A 13,177-nucleotide genomic window follows, 5' to 3' on the forward strand; every position below is an offset into this window, starting at 1 on the left:
TGCGCGGCTCTTTGATCCGGGCCCTTGGATCCGGGAGCTTGGATCCGGGCTCAGCCCGTCGCGAGCAGGACCACGAGCAGCAGCAGCCCGGCCAGCGCGGGGCCGACGATCTCGTACGCCCAGCGCACCCGCGGCTCGCCCTGCGCGCCCGGCGCCGTGGCGCGCAGCTCGGCGAGCTCGCGCAGCTCGGTGACGGCCTTGTCGGCCGGCGCGAACCGGGAGGCGCTGTTCCGCACGTCGGCGGTGACGGAGGTACGGCCGTGCGGATCGTCCTGGGAGGCGCGGGCGGCGCTGCGGGCGGCCTTCTTCCGCTGGCGCAGCGAGACGGGGATCGCCCACAGCTGGTACTTGACGCCCTCCTGCGTGAAGACCTCGCTGGAGTAGCCGGCGCGGACGTCGGCGACCGAGGCCCAGGGCAGCGTGATGGACCGGAACGGGTTGCGGATCCGGAGCCGGTCCTCGTTCGCGTACACGGCGGGCCGGATCGTGAAGGCGACGATCAGCGGGACGACGAGGACGAGGGCCGCGAGCACGAGCCAGGGCGTGCGGCCCTCGCCGCGGGCCATCGCGTCCGCGGCGAACAGGGCCGCGAGGAGCAGCAGGAAGATCCCGCTCGCGACGCCGAGGGGCGACCGGTGGACCTTGTCGGCGGAGGCGGGCGCGGCGGGCGCGGCGGGGGCCTGCCCGCCGGGGTCCTGCCCCGCGGACGGCTGCTCGGGGGTCGACTCGCGGCTCGGCTCGTGGCTGGGCTCGGGGGTCGGCTCGGGGGTCGTCATGCCGCCGATTGTGCCTCAGGGGGAGGGGTGGGGCTCAGGCGGCCCGCGTGGCCACCAGATCCGCGTACACGATGATGTTGTCGGGCCGGTGGCCGTCGACCAGCTCTCCGCCGCAGGTGACGAGGCGCAGCTCGGGGCGGGTGGTGTTCCCGTACACCTCGGCCGTCGGGAAGGCGTCCTTGTCGACCTGCTGCAGATCCCGGACGCGGAAGACTGCGGTCGTGCCGTCGGCGCGGGTCACGGTGATCTCGTCGCCGATCCGGACCCGGGAGACGTTCTTGAGGACGGCCGGACCGCGCGCGGTGTCGAAGTGGCCGATGAGGACGGCGGGGCCGGTCTCCCCGGGCGTGACGCCCTTGTCGTACCAGCCGATCCGGTCGGCGTCCGCGACCGAGGGCACCTCGACGGTGCCGTCGGCGTTCAGGCCGAGGGAGAGGACGGAGCCGGCGTCGACCCCGGCGGCGGGCACCCGGACCCGGACGGGCAGGGAGCGCGCCAGCGGGCGGGCGGGGGCCGCGGTCGTCCTCGGGGCGGCCGGGGCGGTGGCCCGCGAGATGTGGGCGGGCGGGGTGGCGGCCCCCGGGTCGGTTCCGGCGGAGCAGCCGGTGAGCGCGGCGAGGGCGGCGGCGAGGAGGAGGACGGCGGCGGTACGGGGCCGGGGGCTGCGACGGTTCACGGGAAGGCTCCGACGTGGTGCGGCCGGCCGCCGCGCGGGACGCGGCGACCGGCCCGGGGTGGGGTGGGGTGGGGTGATGCCTGCTCGGGTCGAGGGCAGGGGGCGGTACGGGGCCGGCCGCGGGCGGCCGGGGCGGGGCGCGGTACGGGTGAGGGCGGTACGGGTAGGGCGTACCGCCCGTGCCGTACGGGTCAGCCGCGGGCGCCGGCGGCCCGGCGGCGCAGGACGACGAAGCCGAGGCCCGCGGCGGCGAGCGAGGCCGCGCCCGCACCGGCGGCGATCAGCGCGGTGGAGTCGCCCTCGGCGGCGAGCTCGGCGCCGGCCGCGACGCCGCCCTTCGGGACGACGGAGGTCTGGCCGCCGTTGTTCACGGTGGTGCCGGTGTTGCCCGCGGGCGCCGGGGTGGTGGCGGACGGCGCCGGGGCGGGCGTGGCGGTGTCCTTCTCGCAGCCCTTGGGGAGCTTGGGGAAGGCGGTCCAGTGGAACGGCGTGTCGCCGCCCTGGGTGCGCTGGCCGAACCGCGGGGCGAGGGTGTCCGCGCCCTCGATCTTGAGACCGCTGCGGCCGTCGAAGGGGTGGGCGCGGTCGGCGGTGCCCTGGACCTTGCCGTGGTCGTCCTTGAGGACGGCCTTCGGGCCCTTCTCCAGGTCGTGGGTGAGGGTGACCTCCCAGCCCTCGCCGAAGACCGAGGGGACGACCTGCTGGACGGTGCAGTCGCCGAGGGTGACGACGGGGCCCGGGGTGGGCTCGGGGGCGGGCGTGGCGTCCGAGGCCCCGACGGGCTTCGGGGCGGCCTGCCGCGTGCCGCCGTCGATGTGGGCGGCGAACCCGCCGTCGGGCTCCACGACGAGGACGGCCTTGCCGAGGACGCCGACCTCGCGGGTGCCGTTCAGGTGGACGAGGACGCGGCCCTCGCCGTTCTTCTCGACGGTGCGCAGGTCGTAGCCGCCGTGCTTCAGGGTCAGCTCCACGCGGGTGCCGTCCGCCAGCTCGTAGACGCCGGGGCGGGCGCCCGGCAGGTAGTTGCCCTGCCAGGTGGAGGTCAGGCCCGTCTCGAAGAGGACGAGGAAGGTGCCGTCGTCGTTGCCGGCGACCGGGTGGCCGTCGGCCTCCAGGGTGCCGACGCGCTGGCCCTCCTTGAGGATCTCGGCGCGGTAGTGGGTGTCGCCGAGCTTGACGATGCGGGCGGTGGCGCCGTTCGGGAGGATCTGGTTCCGGACGAAGACGCCGTCCTCCTGGGTGTTCCGGCCCTTCGTGTCCGCCGCCTTCTCGGTGCCGGTGGCCGGAGCGGTGGCGGCCGGCGTGGCGGTGGTCGCCGGACCGTCGGCGGCGAAGGCGGCGCCGGCGGTGAGGGCCGGGGCGGTGATCGCGACGCCCGCGACGAGGGCGGTGGCGATGGCGGTGCGAAGGGCGGTGCGCATAACGACTCCTGGGAATCAGGCAGGTGGATGGGAGAGCCGCATGCCGCTTTTTCTCGGTCCGACTGTGTCCGGTGAGGTCTGGCTGGCTGCTGGAAGAAAATCTATTGATCTTGTATTCGGGAGCCGTCCGCTCCGTGTCACAGGCGCGTGACGGGCATCACCGCGCCGGAGGGCCCCTGTGACCTCGGGCTCGCCGATCGAGCTCCCCTGTACAGGTCGCTACGCGCGTAGATATGCTCGACTGGTGACCATGCCCACCACTGCACCCGCAGCTCTCGCATTCGCCGACGTGACCGCGTCCGACGGTGCGCTGCGCCGCTTCCTCCACGGGCTGCCCGGCGTCGACGCCGTCGGCCTGGAGGCGCGCGCCGCGTCCCTCGGCACCCGCTCGATCAAGACCACGGCCAAGGCGTACGCCATCGACCTGGCCATCTCCATGATCGACCTGACGACGCTCGAAGGCGCGGACACCCCGGGCAAGGTCCGGGCGCTCGCCGCCAAGGCCGTCAACCCCGATCCGACCGACCGCACGACCCCGAAGACCGCCGCCGTCTGCGTCTACCCCGACATGGTGGCCACCGCCAAGGCCGCCGTCGCGGGCTCGGGCGTCAAGGTCGCCTCGGTCGCCACCGCCTTCCCGGCCGGGCGCGCCGCGCTCCCCGTGAAGCTGGCCGACACCGCCGACGCGATCGCCGCCGGCGCCGACGAGATCGACATGGTCATCGACCGTGGCGCCTTCCTCGCCGGCCGGTACATGGAGGTGTACGAGCAGATCGCCGCGATCAAGGCCGAGTGCGGCGACCGCGCCCGTCTCAAGGTGATCTTCGAGACCGGCGAGCTGTCCACGTACGACAACATCCGCCGCGCCTCCTGGCTCGGCATGATGGCGGGCGCGGACTTCATCAAGACCTCGACCGGCAAGGTCGCGGTCAACGCCACCCCGGCGAACACCCTCCTCATGCTGGAGGCGGTGCGGGACTTCCGCGCCCAGACCGGCGTGCAGATCGGCGTGAAGCCGGCCGGCGGCATCCGCAACACCAAGGAAGCGATCAAGTTCCTGGTTCTCGTCAACGAGACCGTGGGCGAGGACTGGCTGGACAACCACTGGTTCCGCTTCGGCGCTTCCAGCCTGCTCAACGACCTGCTGATGCAGCGCCAGAAGCTGGCGACCGGCCGTTACTCCGGCCCCGATTACGTGACGGTGGACTGATCAACATGGCATCTGCATTCGAGTACGCACCGGCACCGGAGTCGCGCTCGGTCGTCGACATCGCGCCGAGCTACGGCCTGTTCATCGACGGCGAGTTCGTCGACGCCGCCGACGGCAAGGTCTTCAAGACCGTCTCCCCGTCCACCGAGGAGGTGCTCTCGGAGGTCGCCCGGGCGGGCGCCGAGGACGTGGACCGCGCGGTGAAGGCGGCCCGGAAGGCCTTCGAGAAGTGGTCGGCGCTGCCCGGCTCCGAGCGCGCCAAGTACCTCTTCCGGATCGCCCGGATCATCCAGGAGCGCAGCCGCGAGCTGGCCGTCCTGGAGACCCTGGACAACGGCAAGCCGATCAGGGAGACCCGCGACGCGGACCTCCCGCTGGTCGCCGCGCACTTCTTCTACTACGCGGGCTGGGCCGACAAGCTCGACCACGCGGGCCACGGCGCGAACCCGCGCCCGCTGGGCGTGGCCGGCCAGGTCATTCCCTGGAACTTCCCCCTCCTCATGCTGGCGTGGAAGATCGCCCCGGCGCTCGCGACCGGCAACACCGTCGTGCTCAAGCCGGCCGAGACGACCCCGCTCTCCGCCCTGTTCTTCGCGGACGTCTGCCGCCAGGCCGGGCTGCCGAAGGGCGTCGTCAACATCCTTCCCGGGTACGGGGAGGCGGGCGCGGCCCTGGTCGCGCACCCGGACGTGAACAAGGTCGCCTTCACCGGCTCGACGGCCGTCGGCAAGCAGATCGCCCGCACGGTCGCCGGCACCCACAAGAAGGTCACCCTGGAGCTGGGCGGCAAGGGCGCCAACATCGTCTTCGACGACGCGCCGATCGACCAGGCCGTCGAGGGCATCGTCAACGGCATCTTCTTCAACCAGGGCCAGGTCTGCTGCGCGGGCTCGCGCCTCCTCGTCCAGGAGTCGATCCAGGACGAGCTGCTCGACAGCCTCAAGCGCCGTCTCTCGACGCTCCGCCTCGGCGACCCGCTCGACAAGAACACCGACATCGGCGCGATCAACTCGTCCGAGCAGCTGGCCCGCATCACCTCGCTGGTGGATCAGGGCGAGGCGGAGGGCGCCGAGCGCTGGACCGCCGCGTGCGAGCTGCCGTCGGCCGGCTACTGGTTCGCCCCGACGCTCTTCACGAACGTCACGCAGGCGCACCGGATCGCCCGCGACGAGATCTTCGGACCGGTCCTGTCGGTGCTGTCCTTCCGCACGCCCGACGAGGCCGTCGCGAAGGCCAACAACAGCCAGTACGGCCTGTCGGCCGGCATCTGGTCGGAGAAGGGCTCCCGCATCCTCGCGGTCGCCAACAAGCTCCGGGCCGGTGTCGTCTGGGCCAACACGTTCAACAAGTTCGACCCGACCTCGCCGTTCGGCGGCTACAAGGAGTCGGGCTTCGGCCGCGAGGGCGGCCGCCACGGTCTGGAGGCCTACCTCGATGTCTGATGTGACGCGCCTCAGTGTCTTCAAGACCTACAAGCTGTACGTCGGGGGCAAGTTCCCCCGCTCCGAGAGCGGCCGGGTGTACGAGGTGACGGACTCGAAGGGCAAGTGGCTGGCGAACGCGCCGCTCTCCTCCCGCAAGGACGCCCGTGACGCGGTGGTCGCCGCGCGCAAGGCCTTCGGCGGCTGGGCGGGCGCCACCGCGTACAACCGCGGCCAGATCCTCTACCGCGTCGCCGAGATGCTGGAGGGCCGCAAGGGCCAGTTCGTGCACGAGGTCGCGCACGCGGAGGGCCTGTCCAAGAACAAGGCGGCCGAGGCCGTCGAGGCGGCCATCGACCGCTGGGTCTGGTACGCGGGCTGGACCGACAAGATCGCCCAGGTCGTGGGCGGCGCGAACCCGGTCGCGGGCCCGTACTTCAACCTGTCGACCCCGGAGCCGACGGGCGTCGTGACGGTCGTGGCCCCGCAGGACTCGTCCTTCCTCGGCCTGGTCTCGGTGATCGCCCCGGTGATCGCGACGGGCAACACGGCGGTCGTGATCGCCTCGGAGAAGGCCCCCCTCCCGGCCCTCTCCCTGGGCGAGGTCCTGGCCACCTCCGACCTTCCCGGCGGCGTGGTCAACATCCTCTCCGGCAAGGCCTCCGAGATGGGCCCGCACCTCGCGGCCCACCAGGACGTCAACGCCATCGACCTGACGGGCGCGACCGACGGCGACCTCGCCCGCGACCTGGAGGTCGCGGCGGCGGACAACCTGAAGCGCGTCCTGCGCCCCCGTACCGAGGACTTCACCGAGTCCCCCGGCACGGAGCGCATGACCGCCTTCCTGGAGACCAAGACGGTCTGGCACCCCACGGGTTCGCTGGGCGCGAGCGGCTCCTCGTACTAGACGGCGCCGCACCGGACGGCCCCTGGGCAGCAGCACTGCCCAGGGGCCGTTCCGTCACGCCCCGGCGCGCCGGACCGGTCCTCTCGGGCCCCGCCCGGAACACGGACCGGCTCACCGCCTTCCGGGCGGCGGTGCCGAGCGGCGTCCACGGGGCCCCGCTCGGCACGGCCGTGCTCGCCTTCGCCGCCGCCCGGCCCGTACGGGAGATCCCGTTGCGGCCTACGGAAGGAGCCCCCGCGTCAGCGGACCGGCCACCGGCAGGTCGGCGACCGCGCCGCCCTTCGTGACGTGGTCGGTGACCAGGTTCGTGCCGACCGGCTTGAAGTCGGCGACCTGCGTGCCGAGACCGTTGTCGAGGGGGTCGACGCCGGTGTTGGCCAGCGGGTCGAGCTGAAGGCGGGTCAGCGGGCCCACGCCGTGGGTGACGCCGTCCAGCGCACCCGCCCCGGCCGCGCCGGCGTCCGTCCGGCTCAGCGAGTCGAGGGGCAGCGGCACCGGGGCGGCGGCCTGGGCCCCGGCACCCGCGCCGATCATCGCGGCGCCCGCCGCCGTGACGGTGAGACCGGCCCTGAGCAGAGCGCTGCGGCGGGGGGTCCGGGAGGCTGCGTGACGCGCCATGGAGGTCCTTCCGAGGGGTGATCGAGCGGGCACCGACAGTAGTGGAGGTGTGATGCTCGATACCAACGGCCTTCCTCGGTGGTCCCCTGGACGGGGGAATGCCTCACACTGGTGTTCCGTGAGTTCCCAACCGATCCCGACCCGGGTCGTCCTGCTCGCGGGCCCCTCCGGCTCCGGCAAGTCGTCCCTCGCCGCCCTCGCCGGCCTTCCGGTTCTGCGCCTCGACGACTTCTACAAGGAGGCCGACGACCCGTCGCTCCCGCTCGTCGAGGGCAGCACGGACATCGACTGGGACTCCCCGCGGTCCTGGGACGCGGACGCCGCCGTCGCCGCGATCGTCGAGCTGTGCCGTACGGGACGGACCGACGTCCCCGTGTACGACATCGCCACCAGCTCCCGGACGGGCCACGAGCTGCTCGACATCGCGCGGACCCCGCTCTTCGTGGCGGAGGGCATCTTCGCGGCCGAGATCGTGACCCGCTGCCGTGAACTGGACGTCCTCGCGGACGCGCTGTGCCTGCGCGGCCGTCCCTCGACGACCTTCCGCCGCCGGCTCCTGCGCGACCTCCGCGAGGGCCGCAAGTCCGTCCCGTTCCTGCTGCGCCGCGGCTGGCGCCTGATGCGCGCCGAGCGCGCGATCGTCGCCCGCCAGACCGCCCTGGGGGCACACCCCTGCGCGAAGCCGGAGGCGCTGGGCCGCCTGGCGGCAGCGGCGGCGGGCCGCCACCGCACGCCGGCGGCGAACTGACCTCACCTCCGCGCGGGCGCCCCGCCCGCTCCCGCGTGCGCGACACGACGACGCGGGGCGTGCGAGCCCCCCGGCTCGTACGCCCCGCGTCGTGTCCCCCGTACCCCCGTACGGTCCCCCCGTGTTCCCCCGTGCGCCCCGGACCGCCGTGTCCCCCGTCGGCCCCGGGCGCGTTCCCCCCGACCTTCAGGCCACCAGCTCGCCGAAGGACTCCTCCTCGTCACGGCCGAAGCTCAGCACCTCGTCCTCGCGCAGTCGCCGCAGCGAGCGCCAGATGCTCGACTTCACCGTGCCGACACTGATGTCCAGGATCTCCGCGATCTCCGGGTCGGTCCGGCCCTCGTAGTAGCGCAGCACCAGCATCGTCCGCTGGAGCTCGGGCAGGCGGGCCAGGGCCTGCCACAGGACCGTGCGCAGCTCGGTGCCCCGCATCGCGTCCGTCTCGCCGACCGTCTCCGGCAGCTCCTCGGTCGGGTACTCGTTGAGCTTGCGCCGGCGCCAGGCGCTGATGTGCAGGTTGGTCATGGTGCGACGCAGGTATCCGCCGACGGCGGCCTTGTCGCTGATCCGGTCCCAGGCGCGGTACGTGGAGAACAGCGCGCTCTGGAGCAGGTCCTCGGCCTCGAACCGGTCTCCGGTGAGGTGGTAGGCGGTGGCGTACAGGGAGGCCCGGCGCTCCTGGACGTAAGCCGTGAACTCGGCTTCCGAACAGCCGGAGCGCTCCCCCGTGACCTCCCCGTACGCCGCTCCCCCGTCAGCAACGGCCACCATGTACGGCGCCTTGCGCTGACGCCCGACGCCGCGAACGCACCCCCGTCCGTTCACACCGCCGGACTTCTCCGTGCTCCGCACGACGTCGTGGAGACGCGTGACAACTGCGCTTGAGGTGGTGCTGTGCAGTGCGTTCATCTCGCGCCCCCCGTCGGTTGGAGTGTGTTTCGGTCCGTGTGCCAAGAAGCTTGCCGCCCGGACTTCATGGCGTTGTCCGTCGACTGTCACAGCCGTGTCACAGGGAACGAGACGGAAGCGAGTCCGGGAGCGGTCGATCTCGGACGGCCCATGCGACAGAATGTCGCCGTGCCTTTTCTGCTGCTGATCGAGGACGACGACGCCATCCGCACGGCCCTCGAACTCTCCCTGTCCCGGCAGGGCCACCGGGTGGCCACCGCCGCGACGGGCGAGGACGGTCTCCAGCTGTTGCGCGAGCAGCGGCCCGACCTGGTCGTGCTCGACGTCATGCTGCCCGGCATCGACGGCTTCGAGGTCTGCCGGCGGATCCGCCGGACCGACCAGCTGCCGATCATCCTGCTGACCGCGCGCAGCGACGACATCGACGTGGTCGTCGGACTCGAGTCCGGCGCCGACGACTACGTCGTGAAGCCCGTTCAGGGGCGGGTGCTCGACGCCCGCATCCGGGCCGTCCTGCGGCGCGGGGAGCGCGAGTCGACGGACTCGGCGACGTACGGCTCCCTGGTGATCGACCGTTCGGCGATGACGGTCACCAAGAACGGCGAGGACCTCCAGCTCACCCCGACCGAGCTGCGGCTGCTCCTGGAGCTGAGCCGGCGGCCCGGACAGGCGCTGTCCCGCCAGCAGTTGCTGCGGCTCGTGTGGGAACACGACTACCTGGGCGACTCGCGGCTCGTCGACGCCTGTGTGCAGCGGCTGCGCGCCAAGGTGGAGGACGTGCCGTCCTCGCCGACGCTGATCCGTACGGTGCGCGGTGTCGGCTACCGACTGGACGTTCCTGCGTGAGCAAGGGGATCTACGCGCGGCTGCGGCTCTCCAGCCTGCGGCTGCGGCTCGTCGTCGTCTTCGCCCTCGTCGCGCTCACCGCGGCCGTCGCCGCCTCCGGCATCGCGTACTGGCTCAACCGCGAGGCGGTGCTGACGCGCACCCAGGACGGGGCGCTGGGCGACTTCCGGCAGGAGATGCAGAACCGTACGGCGACGCTGCCGCTCCGGCCCACCCAGGACGACCTGCGGCGGACCGCCGAGCAGATGGCGTCCGACAGCGCCGCGGACTACCAGGTGCTGCTGCTCGGCGAGCGGGACGCGGGCAAGCCGATCGTGGGCGCCTCGGACCCGGACGACTTCACCCTGGCCGACGTGCCGCGCCCGCTGCGGGAGGCCGTGGACACGAAGCGGCCGGTGACGGACGCCAATCCGTATCCGTACCACCTGTTCTGGCAGCGTACGGAGCGGAACGGGACGCCGTACCTGGTCGGCGGCACGCGGATCGACGGCGGCGGGCCCGCCGGGTACATGTTCAAGTCGCTGGCCGCGGAGAAGGCCGATCTGAACTCGCTCGCCTGGTCGTTGGGGATCGCCACCGCCCTCGCGGTGGCCGGCTCGGTGCTGCTCGCGCAGGTCGCGGCGACGACCGTGCTGCGCCCGGTGCACCGGCTGGGCGAGGCGGCCCGGCAGCTCGGCGAGGGCAAGCTCGACACCCGGCTGCGGGTCTCCGGCGCGGACGAACTGGCCGATCTGTCCCGCACGTTCAACAGCGCGGCCGAGTCGCTGCAGAAGAAGGTCGCGGACATGAGCGCGCGGGAGGAGTCCTCGCGGCGTTTCGTGGCCGACATGTCGCACGAGCTGCGGACCCCGCTGACCGCGCTGACGGCCGTCACCGAGGTCCTGGAGGACGAGCAGGACTCCCTGGACCCGATGATCGCCCCGGCGGTGGCGCTCGTGGTGAGCGAGACCCGGCGCCTCAACGACCTGGTGGAGAACCTGATGGAGGTGACCCGCTTCGACGCGGGCACCGCGCGGCTCGTCCTCGACGACGTGGACATCGCGGACCAGATCACCGCGTGCATCGACGCGCGGGCCTGGCTGGACGCCGTGGAGCTCGACGCGGAGCGCGGGATCGTGGCGCCGCTCGACCCGCGGCGCCTCGACGTGATCCTGGCGAACCTCATCGGCAATGCGCTCAAGCACGGCGGTTCGCCGGTGCGGGTCTCGGTCCGCACGGAGGAGGACGAGCTGGTCATCGCGGTGCGGGACCACGGCCCCGGCATCCCGGAAGAAGTGCTGCCGCACGTCTTCGACCGCTTCTACAAGGCGAGCGCGTCCCGGCCGCGGTCCGACGGCAGCGGGCTCGGCCTGTCGATCGCCATGGAGAACGCGCTGATCCACGGCGGTTCGATCACGGCGTCGAACTCGGTCGGCGAGGACGGGAAGGTCGACGGCGCGGTGTTCGTGCTGCGGCTGCCGCTGGACGCGTCGGGGATCACGCGCGAGGTGCAGACCCGCAGCAGCCAGGGCGAGGTGGAGGAAGCGTGAGGCGTCGCGTCTATGTCCTGGCGGCCGCGCTCACGGCGCTGGTCACCGGCTGCGGCATCCGGACCACGTCGGTCCCGGTGGACGCGGGTGCGGCCCCCTCCCGGGTGCCGTGCAGCGTGACCGAGGACGGCACGACGGAGGCGGCGGCGCAGGGCGTGCCGGTCCGGGTGTTCCTGGTCTGCGGTTCCCAGCTGGAGGCGGTGGACCGGCGGTCGCCGCTGCCGGAGGAGAAGGTGCCCGGCGATCCGGTGCGGACCGCCGGACGGCTGCTCGCGCAGCTGCTCGCCGAGCCCTCGGAGAGCGAGCGGCAGGCCGGCTTCACGACCGAGGTGCGCGGCCCGCTGACCGTGGGCGGCGGGCACCGGGGCGACCCGGCGGGCACGCTGCGGCTGAGCCGCCAGCCGGAGGACCTGGCGCCGACGGCGCTGTCGCAGCTCGTCTGCACCATCGCCGAGAGCTCGGCGGGTGCGGGCGGGCACACGGCCCTGCTGGGCGGGCCGGGGGCGTACGCGCCGAAGCGGTACCGGTGCACGACGGAACTCCGCGAACGCCCGGACTCCCCTCCCCCGACCACCCCGCCCCCGAGCCCACCGGCTCCCTGACCCCCTGGTCCGTGCCCCGGCGGGGCGGCGCTCCCGTGCGGGCCCGCGCCCTGCGGGGCCCCGCACCCGCCGTGCGGGCCGTCGTCCCGCCGGGCGGGGCGGAACCGATTCCGGTGTCGGGGGCGTCTTGGGGGACGTGCAGCGTCAAGGTTCGGGCGGCAGTGCCGCCGTGGTCGTCCGCGTGGCGGGGTTCGTCCTCCTCCTCGCGCATCTGCTGCTCGTCGCCTGGGTCAGTCTGCGCCCACGGGACGTGGCCTGGGTGACCGCGCCGAACACGATCCCGCTGCACGGCCTGCGCACCGTTCTCGCGCTCGGCGGGACCGAGGCGGCCCGGCTGATCGGCGAGGGCCTGGCGCTCCTGGCCCCGCTCGGGGTGCTGCTTCCGATGGCCGACGGACGGCTCCACGTCTCCGGGTGGGCCTCCCTGACCCGTACGACCGCCGCGGGCGCGCTGGTGTCGCTGGCCGTGGAGCTGCTGCAGACCGCGGTGCCGGGTCAGGTCGTGGACGTGGATTCGGTGCTCCTGAACACCACGGGGGTCGCGCTGGCGCACCTCCTGGTGGTCCCGGCCGGCCGGACCCGGCTGCGCCGCAGGTGGGAGGCGGGGAGGTCGTCCTCCTCCGTGGGGAGCACGCCGGGCGGAGGGCCCGCCCCGCTGCGGGACGAGGCCCCTCAGGGTGCGACCCCGACGATTTCCAGGGTCCCGATCGCCCCGTAGGCCGACGCTTCGTCCCCCGTCCCGCGGGAGCATGGAGTCATCGGGAGCCCGGAGGAGCGGCTCCCGGACCGACTCCGAAGGAGCCCACCATGGCCGCACTGATCCGCCCCCGTGACGGACGCGTGCTCGGCGGGGTGTGCGCGGCGCTGGCCCGGCGCTTCGGCACCTCCGCGACGACGATGCGTCTGATCTTCCTGGTCTCGTGCCTGCTGCCGGGCCCGCAGTTCCTGATCTACCTGGGACTGTGGATCTTCCTGCCGGCGGAGAAGACCGCGAGCACGGCCTGGTAGCCGTCGCACCGGCACGCCGAAGGGGCGCGCACCCGGGACCGGGTGCGCGCCCCTTCGGCGCGTGGGGGCCCGGGTCAGCCGAGCGGGAGGCCGTTGAGCGGCAGGCCGCCGAGGAGGCCGCCGAGCGGGGTGGCGCCGAGGCCGCCGGCGGCGGCGCCGAGCGGGAGGTTCTGGGTGGCCTGGCCCGCGGCGGCCGGGAGGGTCTTCACGCCCTGGTCGACTCCCTGGCCGAGGGCGCCCTGGCCGGCGCCGAGGGACTCGGCGGCCCCGTCGGGGAGGGTGGTGAGGCCGTCACCGAGCGGGACGGCCTGGGACACCGTGCCCAGCGCGTCGGCGTCGAGCGGCAGGGACGGCGCTGCGGAGGCCGTGCCGGCGGCGGCGGCGGCGAAAGCGGCACCGAGAGCGGCGACACCGAGCTTCTTGGCGGCAGACTGCTTCATCAGAAAATCTTCCTTGGGGGAATCCGGGGGCTTCGGTGAAAAGCCGGGAGGGGAAATCCTGGGAAT

Annotated in this window: 15 protein-coding genes; 9 read left to right on the forward strand and 6 right to left on the reverse strand. The window is 73.4% G+C overall.

Going from position 1 to position 13,177, the window contains the following annotated elements:
- Nucleotides 1-50: 50 nt before the first annotated feature.
- From IE180_RS02810 to IE180_RS02820, 3 genes are all read right to left on the reverse strand, one after another.
- Nucleotides 51-776 (reverse strand): PH domain-containing protein, encoded by a 726-nt coding sequence (locus IE180_RS02810; protein ID WP_190155102.1) that lies wholly within the window; start codon nt 774-776, stop codon nt 51-53.
- A 34-nt stretch (nt 777-810) separates the two neighbouring features.
- Complete coding sequence (locus IE180_RS02815) at nt 811-1,452, reverse strand: class F sortase (RefSeq protein ID WP_190155103.1); 642 nt, start codon at nt 1,450-1,452, stop codon at nt 811-813.
- 191 nt (nt 1,453-1,643) lie between these two features.
- Nucleotides 1,644-2,873, reverse strand: a complete 1,230-nt coding sequence (locus tag IE180_RS02820; protein WP_190155104.1) for a hypothetical protein — start codon at nt 2,871-2,873, stop codon at nt 1,644-1,646.
- A gap of 250 nt (nt 2,874-3,123) precedes the next feature.
- Here IE180_RS02820 and deoC point away from each other — a divergent pair, with 250 nt between their 5' ends.
- Genes deoC through IE180_RS02835 form a run of 3 tightly spaced genes read left to right on the forward strand, consistent with a single transcriptional unit; the run spans nt 3,124 to nt 6,411 of the window.
- Nucleotides 3,124-4,083 (forward strand): deoxyribose-phosphate aldolase, encoded by a 960-nt coding sequence (deoC, locus tag IE180_RS02825; RefSeq protein WP_190155105.1) that lies wholly within the window; start codon nt 3,124-3,126, stop codon nt 4,081-4,083.
- Nucleotides 4,084-4,088: 5 nt separating this feature from the next.
- A complete protein-coding gene (locus IE180_RS02830; protein WP_190155106.1) occupies nt 4,089-5,525 on the forward strand; it encodes an aldehyde dehydrogenase family protein in 1,437 nt (478 codons plus the stop codon).
- Nucleotides 5,518-6,411, forward strand: a complete 894-nt coding sequence (locus IE180_RS02835; RefSeq protein ID WP_190155107.1) for an aldehyde dehydrogenase family protein — start codon at nt 5,518-5,520, stop codon at nt 6,409-6,411. The genes IE180_RS02830 and IE180_RS02835 overlap by 8 nt, the downstream gene beginning before the upstream one ends.
- A 219-nt stretch (nt 6,412-6,630) precedes the next feature.
- Here IE180_RS02835 and IE180_RS02840 read toward each other — a convergent pair whose 3' ends face one another.
- Nucleotides 6,631-7,029, reverse strand: coding sequence for a hypothetical protein (locus IE180_RS02840; RefSeq protein ID WP_190155108.1), 399 nt, complete (start codon nt 7,027-7,029; stop codon nt 6,631-6,633).
- Nucleotides 7,030-7,081: 52 nt separating this feature from the next.
- On the opposite strand from IE180_RS02840, the gene IE180_RS02845 reads away from it, so the two are divergent.
- A complete protein-coding gene (locus IE180_RS02845; protein WP_190155109.1) occupies nt 7,082-7,777 on the forward strand; it encodes an ATP-binding protein in 696 nt (231 codons plus the stop codon).
- 186 nt (nt 7,778-7,963) lie between these two features.
- Here the strand turns inward: IE180_RS02845 and IE180_RS02850 are convergent, their stop codons facing one another.
- The gene (locus tag IE180_RS02850; RefSeq protein WP_190155110.1) at nt 7,964-8,686 is read right to left on the reverse strand and encodes a SigE family RNA polymerase sigma factor; all 723 of its coding nucleotides are present in this window, start codon (nt 8,684-8,686) and stop codon (nt 7,964-7,966) included.
- Nucleotides 8,687-8,854: 168 nt separating this feature from the next.
- Here IE180_RS02850 and afsQ1 point away from each other — a divergent pair, with 168 nt between their 5' ends.
- The 5 genes from afsQ1 to IE180_RS02875 all read left to right on the forward strand — a co-directional run bounded on the left by afsQ1 (nt 8,855) and on the right by IE180_RS02875 (nt 12,671).
- A complete protein-coding gene (gene afsQ1 / locus IE180_RS02855) occupies nt 8,855-9,532 on the forward strand; it encodes a two-component system response regulator AfsQ1 (protein WP_017239746.1) in 678 nt (225 codons plus the stop codon).
- Nucleotides 9,529-11,061, forward strand: a complete 1,533-nt coding sequence (locus tag IE180_RS02860; protein WP_190155111.1) for an ATP-binding protein — start codon at nt 9,529-9,531, stop codon at nt 11,059-11,061. Before afsQ1 ends, IE180_RS02860 begins: the two co-directional genes overlap by 4 nt.
- Entirely contained in the window at nt 11,058-11,663 is a 606-nt protein-coding gene (locus tag IE180_RS02865) for a hypothetical protein (protein ID WP_190155112.1), read from the forward strand. The genes IE180_RS02860 and IE180_RS02865 overlap by 4 nt, the downstream gene beginning before the upstream one ends.
- Before the next feature lie 136 nt (nt 11,664-11,799).
- A complete protein-coding gene (locus tag IE180_RS02870) occupies nt 11,800-12,381 on the forward strand; it encodes a VanZ family protein (protein ID WP_190155113.1) in 582 nt (193 codons plus the stop codon).
- 89 nt (nt 12,382-12,470) lie between these two features.
- Nucleotides 12,471-12,671: a PspC domain-containing protein gene (locus tag IE180_RS02875; RefSeq protein ID WP_190155114.1), complete on the forward strand. Its 201-nt coding sequence runs from the start codon at nt 12,471-12,473 to the stop codon at nt 12,669-12,671.
- 74 nt (nt 12,672-12,745) lie between these two features.
- Here the strand turns inward: IE180_RS02875 and IE180_RS02880 are convergent, their stop codons facing one another.
- Nucleotides 12,746-13,111, reverse strand: coding sequence for a hypothetical protein (locus IE180_RS02880; RefSeq protein WP_190155115.1), 366 nt, complete (start codon nt 13,109-13,111; stop codon nt 12,746-12,748).
- Nucleotides 13,112-13,177 lie beyond the last annotated feature (66 nt).

Origin of the sequence: Streptomyces litmocidini (assembly GCF_014649755.1) — a bacterium.
In the GTDB taxonomy this organism is placed as follows: domain Bacteria; phylum Actinomycetota; class Actinomycetes; order Streptomycetales; family Streptomycetaceae; genus Streptomyces; species Streptomyces litmocidini.

What these genes read in the sequence shown, in the direction of transcription:
- IE180_RS02880 (WP_190155115.1), bottom strand. Translation starts at nt 13,111, where the DNA reads ATGAAGCAGTCTGCCGCCAAGAAGCTCGGTGTCGCCGCTCTCGGTGCC.
- IE180_RS02810 (WP_190155102.1), bottom strand. Translation starts at nt 776, where the DNA reads ATGACGACCCCCGAGCCGACCCCCGAGCCCAGCCACGAGCCGAGCCGC.
- IE180_RS02820 (WP_190155104.1), bottom strand. Translation starts at nt 2,873, where the DNA reads ATGCGCACCGCCCTTCGCACCGCCATCGCCACCGCCCTCGTCGCGGGC.
- IE180_RS02850 (WP_190155110.1), bottom strand. Translation starts at nt 8,686, where the DNA reads ATGAACGCACTGCACAGCACCACCTCAAGCGCAGTTGTCACGCGTCTC.
- deoC (WP_190155105.1), top strand. Translation starts at nt 3,124, where the DNA reads ATGCCCACCACTGCACCCGCAGCTCTCGCATTCGCCGACGTGACCGCG.
- IE180_RS02845 (WP_190155109.1), top strand. Translation starts at nt 7,082, where the DNA reads ATGCTCGATACCAACGGCCTTCCTCGGTGGTCCCCTGGACGGGGGAAT.
- IE180_RS02840 (WP_190155108.1), bottom strand. Translation starts at nt 7,029, where the DNA reads ATGGCGCGTCACGCAGCCTCCCGGACCCCCCGCCGCAGCGCTCTGCTC.
- IE180_RS02835 (WP_190155107.1), top strand. Translation starts at nt 5,518, where the DNA reads ATGTCTGATGTGACGCGCCTCAGTGTCTTCAAGACCTACAAGCTGTAC.
- IE180_RS02830 (WP_190155106.1), top strand. Translation starts at nt 4,089, where the DNA reads ATGGCATCTGCATTCGAGTACGCACCGGCACCGGAGTCGCGCTCGGTC.
- IE180_RS02875 (WP_190155114.1), top strand. Translation starts at nt 12,471, where the DNA reads ATGGCCGCACTGATCCGCCCCCGTGACGGACGCGTGCTCGGCGGGGTG.